Below are 21,457 nucleotides of genomic sequence, written 5' to 3' on the forward strand. Positions count from 1 at the left end.
GTCGATCCTTTCTTCCTCGCAAGATCGAAAAGAATATCCCTTTATGGTGATCCTTCGTCCGATCCCCGGCTCGGTACCACCAGGCCGCTGCAAAAATTATTGTCGGAGTGGCACCCTCATCAGAGCCACATTAGGATTAGAAGAGCATTAACAAAAGGCCGTTTTTACATCAACGGGATTCGATGAAGCAAGCGACCCTCCCGTGGGCGACAGTCTTGTGTTACGCGGCTAAAACAAGGCGATCCTCTTCCGGTGAAAAGAGCCAAGGGGACGGAGGAATAGCGAGCATTTTTCTATTCCCGTAAAAATCAGGAATAGATCAGAGGGGAAGGGTGGTTCAAATCCTGCTGACGAGAGCCGGTCTTTATGGACCGGTGAAGTAGACCCAGGGGCTTAATGCACCAATCCCGGAAGTGGCCCCACCTCAACAAGCGCAGGAGTGGGCTCCTGGTATGAGTGCAGATACGCATGATGGTCATGCATCGTGGCCCCTTCCGGAAGCAGGTCGTATAATGGGCCGAGTTTTCCACGAATTTTTCTCGCATAAAACTTCGGCAATTCCAAGGTTTCCCCTTCCAGAAAGTTTCGGACCGACACATTCGTATCCAGTAATCCCCGGATCTTCGTATGGTATTTAATCCGGCCGAACCCTTCACTCGACACCGACCTGATGAAATTAAACCATGTGGGAATCCAGCCACGATTCAGCATCATCCGCCTGGCAATCATCGGCCAGGAAAACGCATGCCGGGACAGATCCACGACATAATCATAAAATTCCGGCCAGGCATAATGCTTGGGACGCACATTCATCGCGTGGTTGTTATCAAGAAAATGAAAAGGAAAGGGCAGCACCCGTCCGTCCCGTTGCAATTCCCGATTAAAGGGAGCTGCCTGGCCAAATGCCGTCAGCAGGGAAAAGGCAGGAAAAGCTCCGGGAGCCAAATCCAAAAATTGTTTGGTGAGGTCAAAGGGTTCAGAGCCCTGGTCGGAATCCAGGCCCAACACGAAATTCACCTGAACATAAGGGATATAGCGGAGTATCAGATTGATATGATCGGCCACCTGCTTCACTTTTTCTTGTCCTCTGTGGCGACCGGTCCGGGATTTATCGCCCATGTCATACCACGACTCAATCCCCGGCAAAATGGCCTTGAATCCATTTTGCTTTAATCGTTTCAGGTGGGGTTCGGCCAGGAGCGACAGGGTACTTTCTGCAATGAAGTCAATACTATCGGGTGGAATTGCCGTTTCAATGGCATTCATATATTCCTGAAACCGCACCCCGAAATTCGGGTCGTGCCAGGCCACAATCGGTCGCTTCAACTTTGTCCGCAGAAATTTGAGATCCTCGCTGATCTGATCAAACGACAAAGGCTGATAGTCCACATTGGCGTCAACACAAAACCCGCATGTATAGGGGCATCCCATGCTGCCGATCATCGGCACGACTTTAAATGACGTGGGCGCCTTGGCGATGGTCGGCTCAATAAATTTCCAGCGCTCCTTCGCTCCAGGCAATGCGGTCGGCTGCCGGGTTGCTGCGAGCTGAACTCCCAGAGGACGATGCTGCGCACAATCCGCCAGAATATCCTGAATGAGATTCTTGTCCGTAAACCCCACGACATAATCGAAGTACTTGGCCGCATCCTGCGGATAGCTCCGAGCATGAGGCCCGCCCAGGACCGTCACGGCCCCTCGAGCTCGAAACATGCTACTGATGGCATAGGCGGTCAGAGCGGACCGGGTAAAGGCCCCGATAAACACAATATCCGTCTCGTCCAGCAATTCCCGGTGAAGATCTTCACGACCGGTATAGCAGAAAAAGCGAACCTGATGGCCCAATTCTTCGCACCACACCCCAACGACCTGCGGCATAATGCTCGCCAGGTTTTGATTCATGACCCGGGCATAGAGAGAATTGGTCGGTCCCTTCGTAACAAGATCCAATATCGTCACTCGACGTGGACGCATACATAACCTCCATAAACTCAAGCGCTAAGGCAGGACAGTTCCAGAATGGGGGGAATAGGGTTTGTTAGCAGCCTATGCTGCCCGGGAAGTTCGAAATCGAATCCCGTTGATCGTTCGGAATTTGGGGGGGGGATGTCATTCTTGTTGGCACGAGGATTCATTCTGATCGTCATTCCGAAAGTTTTGCCCCATTTCGCCTTTGTTAAGTTCCGACCTTGTCCCAATGTAGAAAAATTTGAGAAGTAAAAGATCTGAACGGTTAATATTTGCTCAATTATACACGAATGAATCTTACCGAACCTGTTTTAAATTATTACGGATTGGTAAGGTTGCGGGGTTTTTGTACAACTGGGCATTGTGCATGGGAAATTCCAGTGTCACACGTAATCCTGGATGATTGTCGGAAAGACTGATACGGATTCCATGAAGATCGGCAATCGCCGAAACTAAACTAAGGCCAAGCCCGCTCCCGGTTGTCGTTCGACTGGTTTCCAGTCGATAAAAGCGTTGGAAAATTTTTTCTCGTTCGGATTCCGGAACGCCAGGTCCCGTATCGGTAATGACGGCCGTTACCCCGGATAGTCGTTGAGAAAGGATGAGGGAAATTCGGGCTCCTGACGGGGAATGGCGAATGGCATTTTCCAGGAGGTTGACGAGCATTTGGGTGATCAGTCTGCTATCCCCATGGAACTGCAGATCCGGTTGGATGGTGGTAAAGAGAATTTGCTGTCGCTCCTCCGCAATCGGGGCGTAAGTTTCTTCAAGGATTTCAAAAATTTCACTGAGTGAGATCTCATGAAATTTCTGCCGGTAGGCACCAGAGCCCAACTGTGCGATTCCCAAAAGGGCACTGAACGTTTCCAGAATTTCATCATTTTGTTTGAGCGCCTGATCAATAGCCTGCTCATAATCCTCCAGAGAGGTCGCCCGATTACGCGCTCCTTCCAGTTTCTGTCGCATACGCGACAACGGCGTCCTCAAATCATGAGCCATATCTATTGAAACCTGGCGCAATCCTCCCATCAATTTTTCAATTTGTGCCAGCATCAGATTAATTTGGCGGCTCAACCGATCAAATTCGTCATCGGTCCCCTTGAGAGAAATTCGACGGTCAAAGTGCCCCTTGATGATGTCCCCCACAGTGAGATTGATTTCTTCCACACGTCGCAACGTAATGGCACTCACAATCGCTCCGCAGGCAAGCCCCACTATGAGAATAGCGGCTAACAACCATCCAAACGCTTGGCGTAAAAATTCTTTCGCCGCCTCAAGCTCTTTTAAATCCTGCCCGACGATCAATTGGGTGCCGTCCGGCAACAACACCGCCCGGGCGCGAAGTTTATGTGAGGCATTATCAATCGGGATGTCTTTCGGCGGCAGCTCCTGAAACCATTTTCGGACAGGAGCCTCTGACGGCAAATTCTGAACAATTGATCTCCCGGCGCTATCCCGCAACAGGAGGTAAGTCCCCGGTTCCACCAGATCGGGATTTGCCGAATTGAGAGATCCGGCCTGATACTCCTTGACGAGCATCTGAATCTGCCAGGTGATTTCACCGTCAACACGCTCAAGGAGGTACCGGACGGCTATCCAATATGACACGACAAAAGTGGTGATCACAAAAACCGCAAACAGGCACGCGGTGAAAAGGGTTAATCGGAAACTGGCAGTACGTAGAAGCTTACGCATCGGCACTCATACGATAGCCCGTGCCGCGCACGGTATGGATCAGTTGCTGTGTAAAGCCTTTATTGATCTTCATCCTCAGACGGCTGATATGCGTGTCGACCACACTGGTACGGGGATCAAAATAGAAATCCCATACATGCTCGAGCAGCATGGTGCGGGTCACCACCTGACCGGCATTTCGCATGAGATATTCGAGCAGGCGGAATTCTCGAGGCTGAAGCTCAATGCACACCTCTCCCCGTTTTACGATTCGTGTGAGTAAATCCATTTCCAGATCCCCGACGCGCAACCGTGTCTCAACCCTTGAGATGGGCGGACGACGACGCAGAGCCTCAACGCGAGCCTTTAATTCCGAAAAGGCAAAGGGTTTAGTGAGATAATCATCACCACCACATTGGAGTCCTTCGACTCGATGATCAATCTCACCCAAGGCACTGAGAAAGAGTACCGGGGTTTTCACATTCGTGGTTCGCAGTCCCTTGACCAGACTGATCCCGTCCAGACTGGGTAGCATCCGGTCGACAATCAAGACTTCATACACCTCATCGATGGCCTTCTTGAACCCCTCCTTCCCATCCGAGGCAATATCGACCACGTACCCTTCCTCCATTAGACCACTGGCAATATAGGACGCCGTTTCTTGATCATCTTCCAGCACGAGGATCTTCATTACCGTACGTAAGCCTTTATACTTGGTTGGGGATAACTTCAGCATAACACGGGAAAGGGCCCTGTCTCAGCTAAAATCTCCTGGTCCAACACCTGGAGCGAACGAGGAAATCTCCCCCACCATATCATTAAGACCATTTTTTGCGTTTATCGGTTTTACCCGACGTAAGTCCATCATCTTGAAACTCTAAACTCTACTTATATTCGCCTGGGTACATCGCCTTCGTTTAAATCAGAGGCCATCTAGGTTCCGGTGGTTCTTATTTTCAAGAATCTTCTTAGCTGGATGAAAGGGTAAAAAATCGCCGTCAAACGTTGAAGGGGCTTTTTTACATTTAAGGAAAGTCAAGGAATGCCAGTTGCATTAAGACCGATCTTCCTGTACGGTTTTGTAAGAATCGACCGTCTCGCAGGATCCAAGCCATTCTCCGGCTGTTCTGGCCGGTGCCGTAGCCCAAACCTCCTCAGACCGGCCTCGATACGCAACCTCAGCATAGAACAATGTCGTTCGTGCTTCGTCTGGTTGTGTCCAACAAAGGAACCGACTGTCATGCTGAATCAAAAACGCCGAAAAGACCTTCGCAATGTCGCCATCATCGCTCACGTCGATCATGGCAAAACAACGTTAGTGGATGCCCTGCTCAGGCAAACCGGCGCGCATGTCTTCAAAGAAGGCGAAGCCGTCATTATGGATTCGAATCCTTTGGAAAAAGAGCGTGGCATTACCATTTTTTCGAAAAATGCTTCCCTCCTTTATAAAGATACCCGCATCAACCTCGTTGATACGCCTGGCCATGCCGACTTTGGGAGTGAAGTCGAGCGAATTCTACGCATGGTGGATGGCGTGCTCTTGCTCGTGGATGCCTTTGATGGCCCGATGCCCCAAACCAAGTTCGTCCTGAAAAAATCGTTGGAATTGCATTTGAAACCCATCGTCGTGATTAACAAGATCGATCGCCCCAGCGCCCGTCCTGAAGAAATCGTGAATCAAACCTTTGATTTGTTTTGTGAACTGAACGCAACCGACGAACAGTTAGATTTCCCCATTGTGTATGCATCCGGAAAAGAAGGAATGTCCACGCTGGACATGAGTGATCCCGCCGTTGATATGAAACCCTTATTAGACACGATCATTCATCGGGTGCTGCCGCCCGTGGCTGATCCCGAGCAACCGTTTCAAATGCTCGTGACTATGTTGGAATATGACTCCTATATCGGTCGTGTGGCAGTGGGACGGATTGTTCATGGGATGATTGAAGTCGGCAATCAGATCGTCGCCGTTAAACGGGATGGCACCATTTCCCGCGGCAAGGTCACCAAACTGTTGGCTTATCAGGGGCTCACCCGCATCGAAACCGATTTCGCCCAAGCCGGAGACATTATTTCTCTAGCCGGCCATCAGGACGTTCGGGTGGGAGAAACCTTAGCTTCTCCTATAAATCCCACAGCCTTACCGACCGTCAATGTTGATGAACCGACGATTTCCATGAACTTCTCCCATAATACCAGCCCGTTGGCAGGAAAAGACGGAGGGCGCTTTCTCACGTCGCGACACATTCGTGAACGCCTGGCTCACGAAGCCATGATGAATGTGGGCATTAAAGTGGAGGAGGCCGATGGTGGCGAGCGATTTACGGTCTCAGGACGCGGCGAACTCCATTTGTCCATTTTAATCGAAACCATGCGTCGGGAAGGTTTTGAATTAGAGGTGTCACCGCCCAAAGTTATTTACAAAGAGATGGATGGCGAAATTCTGGAACCTGTCGAACTGGTGGTCATTGAGGTAGATCCCGGTTATCAGGGTGCGGTCATTGAAGCCCTGGGTGGCCGCAAGGCTGAAATGAAAGACCTGCGGATCAGTGCGGTCGGCACCGTCCGCATGGAATTCCATATTGCGTCGCGTGCCCTTTTGGGATTTCGCAGTGAATTATTGAGGATGACCAGAGGCAGCGGTGTCATGTCACAAATTTTTCATGAATACCAACCCTTTAAAGGAGAGATTCCTCATCGTTCGGCTGGAGTCCTCATTTCTCATGGTCCTGGACAAGCCGTGGCCTATGGCCTCTGGGGACTTCAAGATCGTGGAGAAATTTTCCTCCATCCTGGGGACGACATTTATGAGGGCATGCTGGTTGGGGTCAACAACAAAGGCAATGACCTGGTGGTGAATGCCATTCGCGAGAAAAAACTCACCAACATTCGGGCCTCTGGAACCGATGAAGCCATTCACCTCATTCCGCCGCGGGAAATGACCCTGGAATTCGCCTTGGAATTCATCGAAGATGATGAACTGGTCGAAGTGACTCCCAAAAATGTGCGGCTGCGAAAGCGCTACCTCACCGATAATGAGCGCCGCTCCGCTCGCAACCTGTCCAAGAAGGCCCAATGACTTTTGCCTCCTTCCTTTTTTCGACCTGATTTTTGGGCCTTGCCATCACTAAACCGTGGGGGCAAGGCCCATGGGCATTCTCTCCGAATCAACCCGCCTGCCTTGTGAAAAAACTCTTTCAACAGAATGTGTCAATGGCACCTTCCTCTCAGGCCTTTCTCAATAATCCCTCGTAAAAATGGCTCACAAAAGACTGGAAAATCACTTTGGTTGCCCCTCTTATTTTCAAATTAACCGGTCCAAGTAGCTATTAGGCAACTCTCCGCCCTACTTGCCATAAGATTTTGACCTCCTAGGCGTTTTCCCTTCTTCAGCACTTTCCTCTTTCATCATTTTTACGTATAATTCAGGCCTACCGTCCAGACGGGAAAAAGCCTTGCCGGCAAGGCCTATCGCCCGATAGCAGTCCATACCATTGTGGAGCAGGCATGAACAACAATTTCTTCAAAGGACATGGCCTGGGCAATGACTATATTGCTCTCGACCCAGCCAAAATGTCTTTTAAATTAACACCGCGGACTATCCGGGCTCTCTGTGATCGGCATTGGGGAGTGGGCAGTGACGGCATTCTGGCGCTCGGGACCTCGAAAAAAGCGGACTTTGGACTGCGCATATACAACCCAGACGGGAGTGAAGCCGAGAAATCCGGTAATGGACTGCGGATTTTCGGTTGCTATCTGTACCACACCAAGCATACGAGGAAAAAACACTTTACCGTAGAGACCAAGGGCGGATTGGTTGAGATCCATTTGGAACTTAACGGCCATGGATACGTGAATGGGGCCACAGTCGATATGGGACGAGCCTCGTTTCAACCCATTTCTCTCCCCTGCACCTTACGGGTGCCTGAATTAATTCAACAGCCGGTTAAAGCCGCAGGCCAGTCTCTCCGGTTTACCGGGGTCAGTGTCGGAAACCCGCATTGCGTGGTGTATAAGAAACAGGAAGAACAATGGACCCGCCAGGACCTTCTTGAAATCGGGCCTGAACTGGAAAACCATATCATTTTCCCCAAACGAACCAATGTCCAACTGGCCGTTCCAACCGGGCCTCGGACCATTTCTATTTTGATCTGGGAACGGGGTGCGGGAGAAACACAAGCCTCAGGCTCCTCCGCCTGTGCGGCGGCTTGTGCCGGAGTACGGTTAGGGTTAGTTAAAAGTCCCGTGTGCGTAAAGGCGCCTGGAGGAACATTGGATATTACCGTTGATCCTCAGTACAACATCACCATGAAAGGGCCCGTCACCGAGGTCGCCAGAGGGGAAATCAGTCAGGCCTTCATAGACGCCCTGCGTTGAAATAGATATCTATTCCCCCCTCCTGGGCTCGCTTTCGGAGTTGAGTTTTTACCCTGCTGGAATTACCTCCCGAACTCTTACAGAAAGGCCAAGACATTCCGAAATGCTGCTACGATAACTCTTTCCAGAAGGGCATCCAGGTCCCTGACTTTCCATCTCGAAGAATCATTAATGATTCTTTCTCAGACTTTTTCTGCACCGTCTCCGAGGCGAAGGCAGGGGGCCTAAACCAGAGACTATCTGCCACCAGACTCATCAGTTCAGACCCTTTGCCCCATGACCATTCAGGCAATAACCATAGGTCCGATTCACACGTTTGCCCTGCTCTGCCTTGCCTGGAGGATCATCCTCCAACACCATGACTCCCGACAACCTGATACAGACCTTCGCGATACAACCTCGAAACGAGCATTCGCCTACTCTCCTGTGTAGGCTGATTTACTCTGGTAACTTCGGAAACTCAAACGGAATCGGTTCGCCGGTCAATGCTTTCAGAAAGGCAATCAGATCGGCTTTCTCTTGCGGCGCCAATCCCAGTGGTTTCATCAATGGACTTAACTGAGGATTGGCATTTCCGCCTTTATCGAAAAAGTCGATCACCTCCTCTAATGTCTTAAAGGCACCGTCGTGCATATACGGTGCAGATTCCGTAATGCTTCGAAGCGTTGGAGTTTTGAATGCCCCTTTATCTCGTTCACGACGAGTCACATAATACCGGCCCAAATCTTCTTTCATCGGTCCCACTTGCGGCACGCCAAGGTTGTGGAATCGATTATCCGTAAAATTAGAATCGTTGTGACAGAGGATGCACCGGCCTTTTCCTTTAAAAAGGGCCATCCCACGCTGGGCGTCTTCTCCCATCGCTTGTTGATCCCCTAAGACAAACTTATCGAAGGCGGAATTGGTGGAGATGATGGTCCGTTCATAGGCAGCGATCGCTTCAGCGATTCCCTGCAAACTCACTCCGGTTCCGAATACTTTCTGAAACTCTTCCTTGTAGCCGCTTATCTTCGCAATTTTGGGAACGACAGCTTCATGGGTCTCAGCCATTTCAACGGGATTATGAATAGGACCAATGGCCTGTTCTTCCAAAGAGCCGGCTCGACCATCCCAAAATTGGAAGGGATTAAAAGCGGTGTTGTACACTGTAGGGGATTGCCGGCCGCCCCGCAGCCCTCCAACGCCCACCGAGGTTTGGTTGGGATCAGCAAATCCCGCAACAGGGTTATGACAAAACGCACAAGAGATCGCATTGTTTTTGGATAACCGACCATCAAAATACAGCTGTTTTCCAAGAGAAAGTTTTGCCGCGTAATTGAGGTTGCCAGGAGGCTGTGGAACAACAGTCGGGAGTGGACCAATGTCGGGAACCGTATGACCATCAACCGTGATCATTTCCACTGCCGAATGAGGGCTCGTTTCACTCCCTATTCCAGTGGAAGTGAGGCTCAGTCCTACCAGGATTGTGCAAAGTACTGTGGTCAGCCCCCTTTTGATTGCTGGCTTCATTCCGTCTTTCCCTCCTGATTAGTTTGATGCCGTTCCCGATGAACAAAACCCTTTATTGAATAGTTTAGTGTACCCTGAATGTCCGCAAAATTAAAACACAATTGCTTCATCTACACTGAAGAGAGATGCTTCAACCTGGTTTTTTAGGTAAGTTCCTATCCAACATGGGGGCCTTGCTGAAAACATCTGATTCGCCATTCCACCTCACAATGAATTTTACATGAAGACACACATGTATCCCATTGATGCGGTCGTTCCACAACTACAGCAGACCCTCAGGCAACACCCAATCGTCCTGCTCACCGCTCAGCCTGGTGCCGGGAAAACGACACAGATCCCGGTGGCCCTTCTCCAAGAACCGTGGTTGATTCCAAAAACCATCATGATGCTGGAGCCTCGACGGTTGGCCGCGCGTGCAGCCGCGCGCCGTATGTCCGATCTTCTGGGGGAAACCGTTGGCACCACCGTTGGATATCGAACACGGTTGGATACTAAAATCAGCCCCAACACAAAACTGGAAGTGGTAACCGAAGGCATTCTCACCAGAATCCTGCAGCACGATCCCTCTTTACAACACTACGGCCTGGTCATCTTTGATGAATTCCATGAACGTAGTCTGCAAGCCGATCTGGGCCTGGCCTTATGCCTGGAATCCCAGAAGGTATTTCGAGAGGATCTCCGGCTGTTAATCATGTCGGCCACACTCGACAGTGCGGCCATCTCCCAACAATTGAGACAGGCTCCCGTGATCAGCTGCGAAGGTAAGATGTTTCCGGTCGAAACCCGTTACGTCGGAAAGCCGGATGGGAAATTTTTCGCCATGCAGGTGGCCCATACCATTCATCGTCTGCTGAAGACCGAACAGGGCAACCTCCTTGTGTTTCTTCCAGGTGCGGGAGAAATCCGCCAGGTGGAACGCCTCCTGGCAGACCTTCCTCTTGACCCCCATACTCGCATCGCTCCTCTCTATGGGGATCTATCCGCTCAGGCTCAGGACCAGGCTATTCTTCCACCGCCTGCCGGATGGCGCAAAGTGGTCCTATCCACGAATATTGCCGAATCCAGTCTCACCATCGAAGGTATTCGTCTCGTCATCGATACCGGGCTCATGCGCGTACCACGTTTTGATGCACGCAGCGGTATGAGCCGGCTGGCCACCCTCACGGTCTCTCAACAATCGGCAGAACAACGTCGCGGGCGGGCGGGACGCCTGGAACCCGGCCTGTGTATACGGTTCTGGTCTGAAGCCGAGCAGCGTACCCTCACCCCCCGGACCACACCGGAAATTCTTGATGCCGATTTAACCTCACTCGTGTTGGAGTTGTGCCAATGGGGAAATCACGATCCCCAGGAATTAATCTGGCTTGACCCTCCTCCTGCCGGCGCCATCGCTCAGGCACGACACCTCCTTCACTCCCTGGGCGCATGTGATACCTATGGCCACATCACCGATCATGGCCGGGCGATGGCCGATCTCCCCATGCACCCGCGACTCGCGCATATGGTCCTGAAGGGAAAGGCGCTGGGAGTGGGAGCCTTCGCATGCGATCTTGCCGCAGCCCTAAGCGAACGAAACCTGTTCAAAGGATCAATCGCACGGGAACATGCCGATCTTCGCACCCGCTTTGATATGCTCTATGGTGGCGCCCCTGTTCAGAGAAACACCCGGGCTCCGGATAGGGGAACCATCCAACGCATTCGCCAGGTCTCTCAGTCGTGGCAACGGACACTGCACATCATCACTCCTCACCATGGCCCCAAACAACAGATTGATCAGTTGGGTGTACTCCTGGCGCTGGCCTACCCCGACCGGATTGCGCAACGACAATCAGATGAGGACAGACGATACCGCCTGGCCAACGGGCGAAGCGCAAGATTTCATCACCCGGATCCATTGGAACATGAAGAATGGCTCGTGATCGCAGATCTTAACGGTGCCCCGGCAACGGCACTCATCTTTGTGGCTGCCCCGATTTCAGTTGAAGATCTCATCTCCCATTGCGGGGATCTCATACAGTCAACGGATTCTGTGATGTGGGATGCCTCGACCCAAGCGGTCAGATCCATCCGGCAACGACGACTCGGAGAACTCATTCTTGAGGAAGGCCGCCTTCCCGATCCTGATCCTGATTTGGTGTTGACCGCGCTCCTCGACGGCCTTCGAAACACAGGCCTCTCCTGTTTGCCCTGGAATCCCACACTCAGAAACTGGCAGGCGCGCGTCCAATTTCTGCGCCGCGCCACGGAACCGGGATCCCCTTGGCCGGATGTCTCGGACGACACACTCCTTGAGACATTGGACCAGTGGCTTGGGCCCTTTCTCAGCAATCTCTCCAGCCTCAATCAGCTGAAACGGATCGATCTTGCCTGGCCGCTTCAGGCGCTCCTTTCTCCTGAACAACGGCGCACGCTCGACACTCTGGCGCCCACTCATCTCACGGTACCGACAGGATCGCACATTCCCTTGGATTATCTGTCAGGAGAGATTCCCGTTCTGGCTGTCCGTCTTCAGGAATTATTCGGACAATGCGACACGCCCCGCCTGGTCAATGGGAGAGTCCCTGTCCTCATTCATCTGCTTTCTCCGGCCAGACGCCCTGTTCAGGTCACCCAGGATCTCACAAGTTTTTGGAAAACCGGTTACACGCAAGTGAGAAAAGAATTGAAGGGCCGCTACCCCAAACACTTCTGGCCCGATGACCCTCTCCAGGCCCCTCCCACTCGCGGCATTAAAAAGCGATAATTTTTTGCGGGAGGTGACACCCATGAACCTGGCAGGCCAATCCGATGAAGAATCATGAGCCATCGCCATCATGGACAATTTCATGGAAGGATCAACCGACATTGACCGTTCCATGCATACGACGGGTTTTTCAAAATGGCTGAAGAATTGTTCACCAAGAAACAAGAGATTGGTCTCAGGCCTACCTTTCAAGGTTACTTGCACTCATTGAGATTCCCAGTGGGGCATACTTGGCTAAAAAACGGGCGCACTCATCCCTTGGTCTCAAAATTCTCAGCAAAGATTTCCCCTTTACACCTTTAGGGAACGTCCTGACTCCCTTGCTATTCTTATGGAGAATTTTTAAGGTACGCTTGATGACTAATTGTTCTATAGGCCTTTTCATTTTCGACCTAAGGAGCCGGCCTCATGCATTCAAAATTAGCTTCTCATATCCTGGTGACGGCGGGTTGGGTCTTCGGGAGCTTTTTCCTGGGATGCTCCAGCGTGGAACTCACAAAGATCCCCCAAAAACCCCTGCCCTTCCATCCCCCTCCTCTGATTGAATTACCATTGGAATTGCCACCGGAAGGAGGTCCACGACGCCCCGTCGATGCCATGTCCCCCACGACCTTATCCGGTCCGGGACCGGAGATTATCATTGTCGAATCCGACCAGCCTGCCTTACGTGCCACAGCAGAACAGGATCCGGACGTGAAGACCCAATTGGGCGATCGTTTTGCCTACATCAATACCGAGGAGGTCCCTGCCAACCAATGCCTGGTGACCCTGCAGGAAGACGACACGGCTAACCCTCGAGCAACGGAACGGGCATCGGCTTCCGATGCCTCCGCATATCGGTTAACTTACTACAGTTACACCCACAATGTGGCCGTGCATGTCTGCATGGAAAATGACCGAATGTCTTCTGTCCAGCAGGATCCGCGTGAGGGCTACCAGCCCGAAGAAGGTGAAGAAGAAATCACGACAGCCATTGAACTGGCCAGAGGAGATCAACGAATTGCCCAGGAGGTTCAGCATCTGCACGGACATGCCATTCTGACTTCCCCTGAAGAATACCGGTACTTCTGGGTGAGCGACGAAGCGGGGTTCGGTGACCGGGTATTTTGGGTCACATTTTCTGAAACGCCGGAGAGCTTGGCCCTCTACTTTGCACGAGTTGACCTCACTTCTCAGACCGTCTTAGACGCAGGCAAGGAGGCAGGACCCCAATGACTAATCCCAAACAAGGAGCGCGTCGCATGGCATCATTTCGATATTTTCTGGCCGGTGTCGCATTGACCGGTACTTTGATGGTCAGCCCCGCTTTGGCCGACTGGGAATCCAAACCATTTACCTGGGGTCCGTGGGCCTTATATCTTGACATGAAAGATGCTGCTGGCCTGGGGCTTCGCAATGTGTCCTATCAAGGCAACCTGATATTAGGTAAAGCGGATTTGCCCGTGATCCGGGTCAAGTATGTCCGGGAGTGGCCGGCCTGGCATCCCTTCAGTTGGTTTGGCCTAGGACGATCCAGTGGCCGATGCGGACCATTCGAGGATCGGATCAGCCCACAGCGCCTCAAAAAAAATCCTAACTGCGATGGGAAAAAGCTCTGTCAGGCCGAACATACCATCCAAGGCGTGAAGTGGTTGGAATTAGGAATGTATGCCAAAATCGGTCAATACCATCTGTATCAGGCCTGGTATCTGAGCGAAGACGGTCGCCTGTATCCAAGCGTTCAGAGCTGGAATCTCTCTTGTAATACCGACCATGAACACCATGCCTACTGGCGACTGGACTTTGATATCAGCGGATCCGATCAGGATCAGGTCTTTGTCCTGGACCGGAATTCTGTAAAAGACAACGGTTGGGGACCGGGGTGGGAAAAATATTTGGTAGAGGAAGATGACAAGAAGCCCGGCACCAACAGCCAGGATCGCGTTTGGTTTGTGCGCGATTATCCCACCGGGCAGGGTGTCTGGGTTATTCCAGGTCCATTTGATGGGAAATCGAAGAAGTTTTCAGATCGTGATGTCTCGATTCGAAAATTTTACCGGGATGAAGATGCCGGCTGGCCATTTGGCGCACGTGGAGATTTGGAATTTAAAAGCGATGAAAGCGTCCAGGAGACCAATGTGGTCTTTTGGTATGTGGCCCATCTTCCTCATAAGGCAGCGGAAGGGGATCGACCGATGCGTTACTGGATGGGGCCACTTCTCCAGGTTCATCAAGAAACTCCCTAACACATCTTGAGGCAGGCGCAACAAGACACTGCCAATGAACTATCGTGATTTCTCTCGCCTGTGGCCTTAACCGGAATAGGTTCCATGGCAGGTAGACCATCGCTTACTCAGCCTTGACCCGCTGATCCGGCCCGAGCATCCCGGTGAGCGCAAGGAGGAAACCCATCAGAAGTGCCAAACTCTCGACAAGAGGTTCTCCCTGCACCGTCAATTTAAGGGAACCTATTCGAGAAGGCCCCAATGCTCCCAAGGAATTTGATACCGTCACATTTCCAAATTAATTTCACAGGCCCCCTCAACAATTTCTTTTCTGAGTATTCAAACTTCCGGTATGGCTTCAATTGTTGGTTTTCCTGCATTGTATCATCGCCTTTTTCAGGAAAGTTTTGCTATGGTGACCTACTCATAACAAACTGCCGATATTTTCAAAATAGTTCTTATTTTCTTCATTATCTCTAGCTTCACGAGTAAGGAACCTTAAGTCATGACATTACTTTCCGGCATCCTAAGCATACGAACCTGTGCGCTCCTCACCTGTGCTTCAATTGTCCTATCGGGTGGGCTCGGATTAGCAGAGCCCGGAATTAATGGCTTCCGGGAATTAAAATTCGGCATGACGGAACAAGAGGTAGCCGCCCTACCAGCCTGCCACACCTCTAAGGAATGTCTCTATGAACTTACCGATAAAAATCGATATATTGAACTGACCTATTTACCCGACCAAGTCTCAGATACGACGGAACCAGCCGGGAAACTGGCAAAGATTACCATCGATATGGGGCTATTTAGAGATGAGTGGTACCAGCAATTACAGATCATTCTTGGAGCGAGTTATCACCTCACCCAGGATCTTACTGAAGCGACCAAGCAATCGTTTCTTTCCGGACAACTCAACGAGCTGAATGCGGGTTTTGAAGATGGACAGGTGTTACTGAAGGTCGTGCGCCGCCCGTTCGGAAATCTGGAATTACAGGTCGTGTATCAAAATGCTGCCCTTGCGAAAGCATTTATTCAAGAGAGACAAGAGGCGACCATTTCCTCCAAATAAATCCACACTGATAGACCATATCCGACCTAGCACTAATGGCTTAGTCATCCCCACCCTCTCTTCATGGCGAGGATTAGGACGCTTGTTTGGGTACGGAAGCTATTTTGGGTATCAACAGGCGAGGCCGGAGATTTTTCTCTTTCGCAAGGAAGGAAATGGGCAGGGTCACCACCCCCGTCTTCCGTTGTTCATGCATCAACTTCCGCCAACACCGCCGGCACAGATCATGATCCTTCAATGAGACAGCCCGTCCTAATTTACTGGAATGGGGATTTCGTCTTGGAGAAATAAAGACCTTCACCTCACTACCACATCTGGCACAACAGATCGCCCCGGCCGCACTGCTTCTTGATGCCCGCTGGGTCTCCAGACCAATGCTTTCAGCCATATATTTTCGTTTTGGATTCCACGCATGTTCATGTGAGGTGACGGATTCGGGAATATCCCATGTCAGCATTCGTCTCATGGCCCCCTCCTTGAAAAGAATGGTCGGCAGTTCAGTAACTCTTACCCTGAGCAAGGGATATGCCTGGCAACACACCGGATAAGCCAGAGAAGAGAAAAGCGTGTGGAAACAAATGATAGAAGATCCAAGGACCAGAAGACGTGGCTCAGGAGGATAGGCAGGATATGCGGTGGAGGGGCATATCTTTCCTGTTTGAAGTCACTGGAATATTGACATCTGTTGGTACTTTTGACAGAGAGAAGGAGAGCGGATTTGCAACACCCATGAGGAGATTGGTCAATGAACAAGACCAGGAAATGCGGGAACATTCCACCGATCTACCCAAGGCAGACACACGCCCCCCACCTGAGGTGGGTATTCATTTTAACCTGACCGACTCACACCCTTTCCGGTGCCGATTCATTCAAAATGAGCCAATACAGCCCCAGGTTTTGAACCGCTTGAGAAAACTCTTGAAAGTCCACTGGCTTGCGAACATAACTATTGGCTCCAAGTTGATAGCTTTTGACAATGTCCTGCTCTTCCTTGGACGATGTCAGCACAACCACCGGGAGATACTTCGTCCGTTCATCAGCTCGTAACCGTCGAAGCACTTCCAGCCCATCAATTTTGGGGAGCTTGAGGTCCAGCAGGATAATTTGAGGCATCTGGCTTAAATCACGACCGGCATGCGCTCCGGTTCCAAATAAATATTCCAACGCTTCCACGCCATCCCGGGCCACCACCACTTCATTTTTTATATTGTTTTTCTTGAGCGCCCGCATCGTTAACTCTTCATCATCAGGATGATCTTCCACTAACAGAATTACTTTGTTGGTCATCATATTCTTCTCCTCCTCCGGTTGCCTTACAACGTAAAATGAAAGGTCGCCCCTTTGCCCACCACTCCTTCTGCCCAAATTTGACCGCCATGCCGTTGAATAATACGATGCACCGTCGCCAGCCCTACGCCCACTCCCGGAAATTCTGTGTAGGCATGAAGCCGTTGGAACGCGCCGAAGAGTTTATGCGCATAGGTCATATCAAAACCTGCCCCATTGTCGGAGACAAAGTAGGCGGCCTGCCCTTTGTATTGGCCATAGCCGAATTCGATACGTGGATGGGCTTGTTGCTGGGTAAACTTCCACGCGTTGCCGATCAAATTTTCTAAGACGGCCCGAAGCAATTGGGGGTCAGCAGTGGCGAATACATTATTGGCCACAATGCCTTCGACCTGCCGGTCCGGTTCCATCTTTTGAAAATCTTCAAGAACAGCCCGGGCTACAGCACTCAGATCAAAGGTCTGGGTATGGATTTCGGCTCGTGTCAACCGGGCCAGATTGAGCATGGCATCAATAAGCTTGGACATTCGTTGACTGGCCGTCCGCACCCTCCGCAAGTAATTTCGTCCTGACTCATCAAGTTTTTCATCATAATCTTCCAATACGGCCTGGCTAAACCCATCAATCCCCCGCAAGGGCGCGCGTAAATCATGGGAGACCGAATAACTAAACGCCTCAAGCTCCTTATTACTCGCCTCGAGTTGGGCCGAGCGCTGGACCAACTGGGAATTGAGTTTGCGTATATCTTCCTCGGCCCGCTTCCGCTCTGCCACTTCCCGAATGAGTTCGGCATTTGAGGCCGCCAACTTTCCCGTTCGCTCCTGGACTCGCTTTTCCAGATTATCTTTCGCCTTCCGAAGTGTGTCTTCGGCCAATAGTCGATCATGAATTTCCAATTCCAAATGTTTATTGGCACTTTGCAGTGCACCGGTTCGATCACGAATCTGCTCTTCCAAGTCACTTGCCACCCGTCCGAGCTTTAACACCACTAACCCGAACCCGCCCATCCAAATGACGACCAACATCCCCATCAACCCATACGTCCCTTGCCAACTCATGCCCATGATCGTCTCCAACGAATCAACGGGATACACGACCTCCAACAAGCCGCCAACCTGCCCGATCTGCCAATCACGTTTTGGACTGTCCGGATGACTGTTATGACACTCCACACATTCCTTCTGCATCCGATCGGCCTTCACGAAACGGAGAGACTCACGCCCCTCGACTTGCTCAAACCGATAAAACGGCTCATCCGTATCAGGATGTTGCATGAAAAATTTCCACGCCTCTTCCTGGAACTCATCAATGAGTCCTCCTGATTTCCTTTCACGGTAAAACGGATAGGGGCTCAGTAATTCCAATCGTTCGCCATTTCGCCCGGCGACCAATCGATTACCCAGGTCACGACTGAGAGCCGCAGGGAGAGGAATTTCGCCTTGATGGTCCCGATACCCTGTCGAGGCTTCAATTCCCTGGCTATGAAGGCGTTGAACAACCTCGACGGTGTACCAAATCCGCATTTCATTCAGCGCTCTGGTATAGATCTCGGATCCCCGAAAGGCCATCGCCGTCACCATTTGGGTTTTCAATTGAGAAATATGCAAATAAATCACGATGAGACAGAGCCCAAAAAGCACGGTTAATACCAAAATTGTATGCCGATGTAGGAGCTCCATGGCTCCCAGGATTCTGTTCAGACAGGTTCGCCATAGTCCCACAACCGACAACGGCAATTCTTTACGAGGCGTCAACTCAGATACCGACAATGGTCTTTCCTATTCTCAATGCAGACGTTTCAATCCCCTCCCTCTTCGAGGGCGGTCCCCTGACTTACGCTATCGGATCCTTGCCAACAAAATTGAGCATTCCTTCCATGAGAGGTCTCCCTCATCCCCATGGGCCGGAAAACTTTGGCTTGCGATTTTTCTCGAAGGGATTACGCCTGAATCCGACTCCTAATGGGGGCCCCACTATTCAGAAGATGATAGGCACCCATCCGGTCAAAAATACTTGCGGACCCTCAAGAAGAGAAAGGGGGAAAGCACAGCAGAGACTCACATTAAGCCCTTTATTCCTTGGCAGGAGAGTGGCCTTCGCGTAATACGACCGATTCCTCCCGCCTGGTATTCTCACTCACACAGGAGCTTGATTTTGTAAAGCGACAGCCATCAAACTTTCTTCCGACTCCGCGATCTTTTCAGAGTCAATCTCATCTGCCAGCGTGGGTTCCAGCTCCTGATCCTCGTCATACGTTTGCCGCACATCCAGAATTTCAATGTCTAATTGAGCTTCAGGGTACAATCGTCGCAAGTCCCATTCTGTAATCCATCCACGTACATACTCGCGCATTCGGGTACTGGATAATTTCTCTACAGCTGAAACAGGTGGCGGTGTCCAACTATAGGCCGATCCATGAAGCGCCCGAAGCCGCTCATATAATGCATCCACCATTGATTCATAGGGACGAATTAATGATTCGCCCTCCTGTTCGATGAGCCGGATACCCTGAATCGCCTGCAATGCTTGCATATGAGTTTCATCCGTCGATTCCTCCTGACACATCTGCTCCATTTTCTGGGAATCCTGTTTTTCTTCCAAGATCACGCTTTGGAAATCATCGGTCAGAGCGACAATGGCAGCAATAGCCGGACAGGTATCCTCGGCTAACACCCCCATCCACCGTGCCACCTCCCTATAGGACTTGGTCCGTTGTTTAAAAGAATATCGCCCGATGATTTCCGCCTCATCAATAAGCAAGATCCACCCTTGATAGCCAGCCGCCACCATCAAGCGTGAGACAAATCGAAACCGTTGGAAGGCCAAATCCTGACTGGAAATTCTATTGAACACATAGGGGTTTTCGGGCGGACACCCCTGAAGATATTTATTGAGTTGGCTATTGCTCAACGGATCTCCCGCCCAATACCGGATCATGCGATGACTCAGCTCAGGATCATTAATCATCCGCTCATAGAGATACAGGCTGGCAGCAAACCGGGAATCGCATCCTTGGTCCTTCCGATGCACCCAATCAAACAAATTGGCAAAGTGCGGGCTTTGGAAATTCAGTTCACCGGCTATTTCGGTGAGAGCATCACCATGTTTACCGGGAACAATGGCATTGTTGATGGCTGCACGAAAGAGAGGTACACCATTATAAAAGGGTGTCTCCTTACTGATCACAATGGGACTGCAGACAAAATTCTTCTCCAGCGCTACCTGTTGCAATGCATGAAGAAGATGGGATTTCCCACTCCCAAACCCTCCTTCAATTACGATACCTTTGGTAGGCGTGTCATGAGGAACGTTCGCCTCCATCTGTTGAAGTAGCCGTCTGAATTTGCCTTCCAGGTCCGGTTGGTGACTTCCCAGTACCTGCACGACATCACGATTCGGCACTCCGGATCGCAGAGCTTCCATGGCGCGTTGATGTCCAACATCACCATTGGCCATCGCCGGCCGATCAGTGTATTCCTTCCTTCCGGTATCGTGTGCATCCCCGGCCTGTTGAGATCCAAGACGAATCAATGCCCCTAATGGGTTTTGGTATTGGCGGTCACGGACTTCGTCCCAAATGCGTAATTTCAACGCCTCATACCGGTTGAGTCCCCTCCGTTCATCTGTCAAAAATTCTTGCGGCACCTGGACCACCAACAAGAAACTTTCCAATTCATCTGTCCCATCAATAAACTGGCGAAGCATTTCGTAGGCATCTAACGTCGTTGAAATGCCGTAATACAGGCCTTCAGGAGAATCCGGCTTCTTACTGAGCAAACATCGACTCAAATCCAGGGACACGACTAACCCTGTTTTCCCAACTAACCGTAACCAACGGCATAACGAAACAAACATATACCGGGCATTGGTCCGATTAATTTTCTGAAAAATTAGGGCTTCTTTGAGAGCCGAAATCTGACGAATCTCCCCGCCAAGCCATGACTTGACCGGCTCGGTCATAAAGGGAACTTCTGAGCCAGAGTCCAATTGCCCCAGACACAATCGGATCATGGCCATACGAAATTCCTGACACATCTGCGTATCTCGATAAATAGCCCGCTCTAACCAACTATTTAAATCTCGTCGCAGTAACGGTTCCGCCCGTTCATTCATCCGGGCGACTCCCGTCATGCAGAACTCCTCCTTGTTGTCCGGAATCTGGTACCCGTTTTCTTGAAGGAGTCGACGAACAAATTGTGAGGCCAGATCATCCCATGGGATGCGACGAGCAATCTGATGGAAAAACTTATCCATCATATGAATTTTGGTGTCTTTGGCATCAACTAAGATGCACGCATACCCCTCCTGCTGAGCCAAGGTAGCCAGTTGCTCTTGGATGTCGATTCTATCCGAGTCAGAATCTGTTACCACAAACTTGACCGATGAACCTCCTTGCCCAATAAATCGTTGAAGATATTCTTGCCGAAGGGTATGAAACCATTCTTGAGATCGTAACTCCATTGCTCGTATCCTTCACAGGTTAAAAAGTCACAGGCATACACAGAAAGGTTTTACAGACGGTTGAAAAGGCAGAGCCCTATGCTGAAACAATGTGTTACCCCGTCTTGAAAGATTCATTCCAATCTGGTGGTTAAATTGCGCAAATTTTCTGATGACAGCCATTTT

14 protein-coding genes are annotated in these 21,457 nt (G+C 50.9%); 6 read left to right on the forward strand and 8 right to left on the reverse strand.

Annotation, left to right across the window (positions count from 1 at the left end; all coding sequences use genetic code 11):
* Positions 1-393 precede the first annotated feature (393 nt).
* The 3 genes from PQG83_RS08565 to PQG83_RS08575 form a co-directional block, all read right to left on the reverse strand.
* The gene (locus PQG83_RS08565) at positions 394-1,974 is read right to left on the reverse strand and encodes a B12-binding domain-containing radical SAM protein (protein WP_312748507.1); all 1,581 of its coding nucleotides are present in this window, start codon (positions 1,972-1,974) and stop codon (positions 394-396) included.
* Positions 1,975-2,265: 291 nt separating this feature from the next.
* Positions 2,266-3,663 carry a sensor histidine kinase gene (locus tag PQG83_RS08570; RefSeq protein ID WP_312748509.1) on the reverse strand — a complete coding sequence of 466 codons (1,398 nt, stop codon included), beginning with the start codon at positions 3,661-3,663 and terminating at the stop codon, positions 2,266-2,268.
* Positions 3,656-4,333 (reverse strand): winged helix-turn-helix domain-containing protein, encoded by a 678-nt coding sequence (locus PQG83_RS08575; RefSeq protein WP_376753586.1) that lies wholly within the window; start codon positions 4,331-4,333, stop codon positions 3,656-3,658. The genes PQG83_RS08570 and PQG83_RS08575 overlap by 8 nt, the downstream gene beginning before the upstream one ends.
* Before the next feature lie 549 nt (positions 4,334-4,882).
* On the opposite strand from PQG83_RS08575, the gene typA reads away from it, so the two are divergent.
* Positions 4,883-6,721 carry a translational GTPase TypA gene (typA, locus tag PQG83_RS08580; protein ID WP_312748512.1) on the forward strand — a complete coding sequence of 613 codons (1,839 nt, stop codon included), beginning with the start codon at positions 4,883-4,885 and terminating at the stop codon, positions 6,719-6,721.
* Positions 6,722-7,149: 428 nt separating this feature from the next.
* On the forward strand, positions 7,150-8,019 hold the full coding sequence (dapF, locus tag PQG83_RS08585) for a diaminopimelate epimerase (protein ID WP_312748514.1): 870 nt from the start codon (positions 7,150-7,152) through the stop codon (positions 8,017-8,019).
* Positions 8,020-8,457: 438 nt separating this feature from the next.
* On the opposite strand, the gene PQG83_RS08590 is transcribed toward dapF, so the two are convergent.
* Positions 8,458-9,528 (reverse strand): cytochrome-c peroxidase, encoded by a 1,071-nt coding sequence (locus tag PQG83_RS08590; protein WP_312748515.1) that lies wholly within the window; start codon positions 9,526-9,528, stop codon positions 8,458-8,460.
* Positions 9,529-9,748: 220 nt separating this feature from the next.
* Between PQG83_RS08590 and hrpB the strand changes: the two genes are divergently transcribed.
* The 4 genes from hrpB to PQG83_RS08610 all read left to right on the forward strand — a co-directional run bounded on the left by hrpB (position 9,749) and on the right by PQG83_RS08610 (position 15,544).
* A complete protein-coding gene (hrpB, locus tag PQG83_RS08595; RefSeq protein WP_312748517.1) occupies positions 9,749-12,271 on the forward strand; it encodes an ATP-dependent helicase HrpB in 2,523 nt (840 codons plus the stop codon).
* A gap of 408 nt (positions 12,272-12,679) precedes the next feature.
* The gene (locus PQG83_RS08600) at positions 12,680-13,486 is read left to right on the forward strand and encodes a hypothetical protein (protein WP_312748518.1); all 807 of its coding nucleotides are present in this window, start codon (positions 12,680-12,682) and stop codon (positions 13,484-13,486) included.
* 26 nt (positions 13,487-13,512) lie between these two features.
* The gene (locus tag PQG83_RS08605; protein WP_312748519.1) at positions 13,513-14,496 is read left to right on the forward strand and encodes a hypothetical protein; all 984 of its coding nucleotides are present in this window, start codon (positions 13,513-13,515) and stop codon (positions 14,494-14,496) included.
* A 484-nt stretch (positions 14,497-14,980) separates the two neighbouring features.
* On the forward strand, positions 14,981-15,544 hold the full coding sequence (locus PQG83_RS08610; protein ID WP_312748521.1) for a hypothetical protein: 564 nt from the start codon (positions 14,981-14,983) through the stop codon (positions 15,542-15,544).
* A gap of 73 nt (positions 15,545-15,617) precedes the next feature.
* Here PQG83_RS08610 and PQG83_RS08615 read toward each other — a convergent pair whose 3' ends face one another.
* The 4 genes from PQG83_RS08615 to PQG83_RS08630 form a co-directional block, all read right to left on the reverse strand.
* Positions 15,618-16,010, reverse strand: coding sequence for a hypothetical protein (locus PQG83_RS08615; protein ID WP_312748522.1), 393 nt, complete (start codon positions 16,008-16,010; stop codon positions 15,618-15,620).
* A gap of 377 nt (positions 16,011-16,387) precedes the next feature.
* Positions 16,388-16,834, reverse strand: a complete 447-nt coding sequence (locus PQG83_RS08620; protein WP_312642615.1) for a response regulator — start codon at positions 16,832-16,834, stop codon at positions 16,388-16,390.
* Between the two features lie 23 nt (positions 16,835-16,857).
* Positions 16,858-18,600 (reverse strand): ATP-binding protein, encoded by a 1,743-nt coding sequence (locus PQG83_RS08625; RefSeq protein ID WP_312748524.1) that lies wholly within the window; start codon positions 18,598-18,600, stop codon positions 16,858-16,860.
* 367 nt (positions 18,601-18,967) lie between these two features.
* On the reverse strand, positions 18,968-21,292 hold the full coding sequence (locus tag PQG83_RS08630; protein ID WP_312748526.1) for a BREX system ATP-binding domain-containing protein: 2,325 nt from the start codon (positions 21,290-21,292) through the stop codon (positions 18,968-18,970).
* Between the last annotated feature and the right edge of the window lie 165 nt (positions 21,293-21,457).

This window comes from Candidatus Nitrospira neomarina (genome assembly GCF_032051675.1).
Lineage (GTDB): Bacteria > Nitrospirota > Nitrospiria > Nitrospirales > UBA8639 > Nitrospira_E > Nitrospira_E neomarina.

What these genes read in the sequence shown, in the direction of transcription:
- PQG83_RS08565 (WP_312748507.1), bottom strand. Translation starts at nt 1,974, where the DNA reads ATGCGTCCACGTCGAGTGACGATATTGGATCTTGTTACGAAGGGACCG.
- PQG83_RS08570 (WP_312748509.1), bottom strand. Translation starts at nt 3,663, where the DNA reads ATGCGTAAGCTTCTACGTACTGCCAGTTTCCGATTAACCCTTTTCACC.
- PQG83_RS08575 (WP_376753586.1), bottom strand. Translation starts at nt 4,333, where the DNA reads ATGAAGATCCTCGTGCTGGAAGATGATCAAGAAACGGCGTCCTATATT.
- typA (WP_312748512.1), top strand. Translation starts at nt 4,883, where the DNA reads ATGCTGAATCAAAAACGCCGAAAAGACCTTCGCAATGTCGCCATCATC.
- dapF (WP_312748514.1), top strand. Translation starts at nt 7,150, where the DNA reads ATGAACAACAATTTCTTCAAAGGACATGGCCTGGGCAATGACTATATT.
- PQG83_RS08590 (WP_312748515.1), bottom strand. Translation starts at nt 9,528, where the DNA reads ATGAAGCCAGCAATCAAAAGGGGGCTGACCACAGTACTTTGCACAATC.
- hrpB (WP_312748517.1), top strand. Translation starts at nt 9,749, where the DNA reads ATGAAGACACACATGTATCCCATTGATGCGGTCGTTCCACAACTACAG.
- PQG83_RS08600 (WP_312748518.1), top strand. Translation starts at nt 12,680, where the DNA reads ATGCATTCAAAATTAGCTTCTCATATCCTGGTGACGGCGGGTTGGGTC.
- PQG83_RS08605 (WP_312748519.1), top strand. Translation starts at nt 13,513, where the DNA reads ATGGCATCATTTCGATATTTTCTGGCCGGTGTCGCATTGACCGGTACT.
- PQG83_RS08610 (WP_312748521.1), top strand. Translation starts at nt 14,981, where the DNA reads ATGACATTACTTTCCGGCATCCTAAGCATACGAACCTGTGCGCTCCTC.
- PQG83_RS08615 (WP_312748522.1), bottom strand. Translation starts at nt 16,010, where the DNA reads ATGAGACGAATGCTGACATGGGATATTCCCGAATCCGTCACCTCACAT.
- PQG83_RS08620 (WP_312642615.1), bottom strand. Translation starts at nt 16,834, where the DNA reads ATGATGACCAACAAAGTAATTCTGTTAGTGGAAGATCATCCTGATGAT.
- PQG83_RS08630 (WP_312748526.1), bottom strand. Translation starts at nt 21,292, where the DNA reads ATGGAGTTACGATCTCAAGAATGGTTTCATACCCTTCGGCAAGAATAT.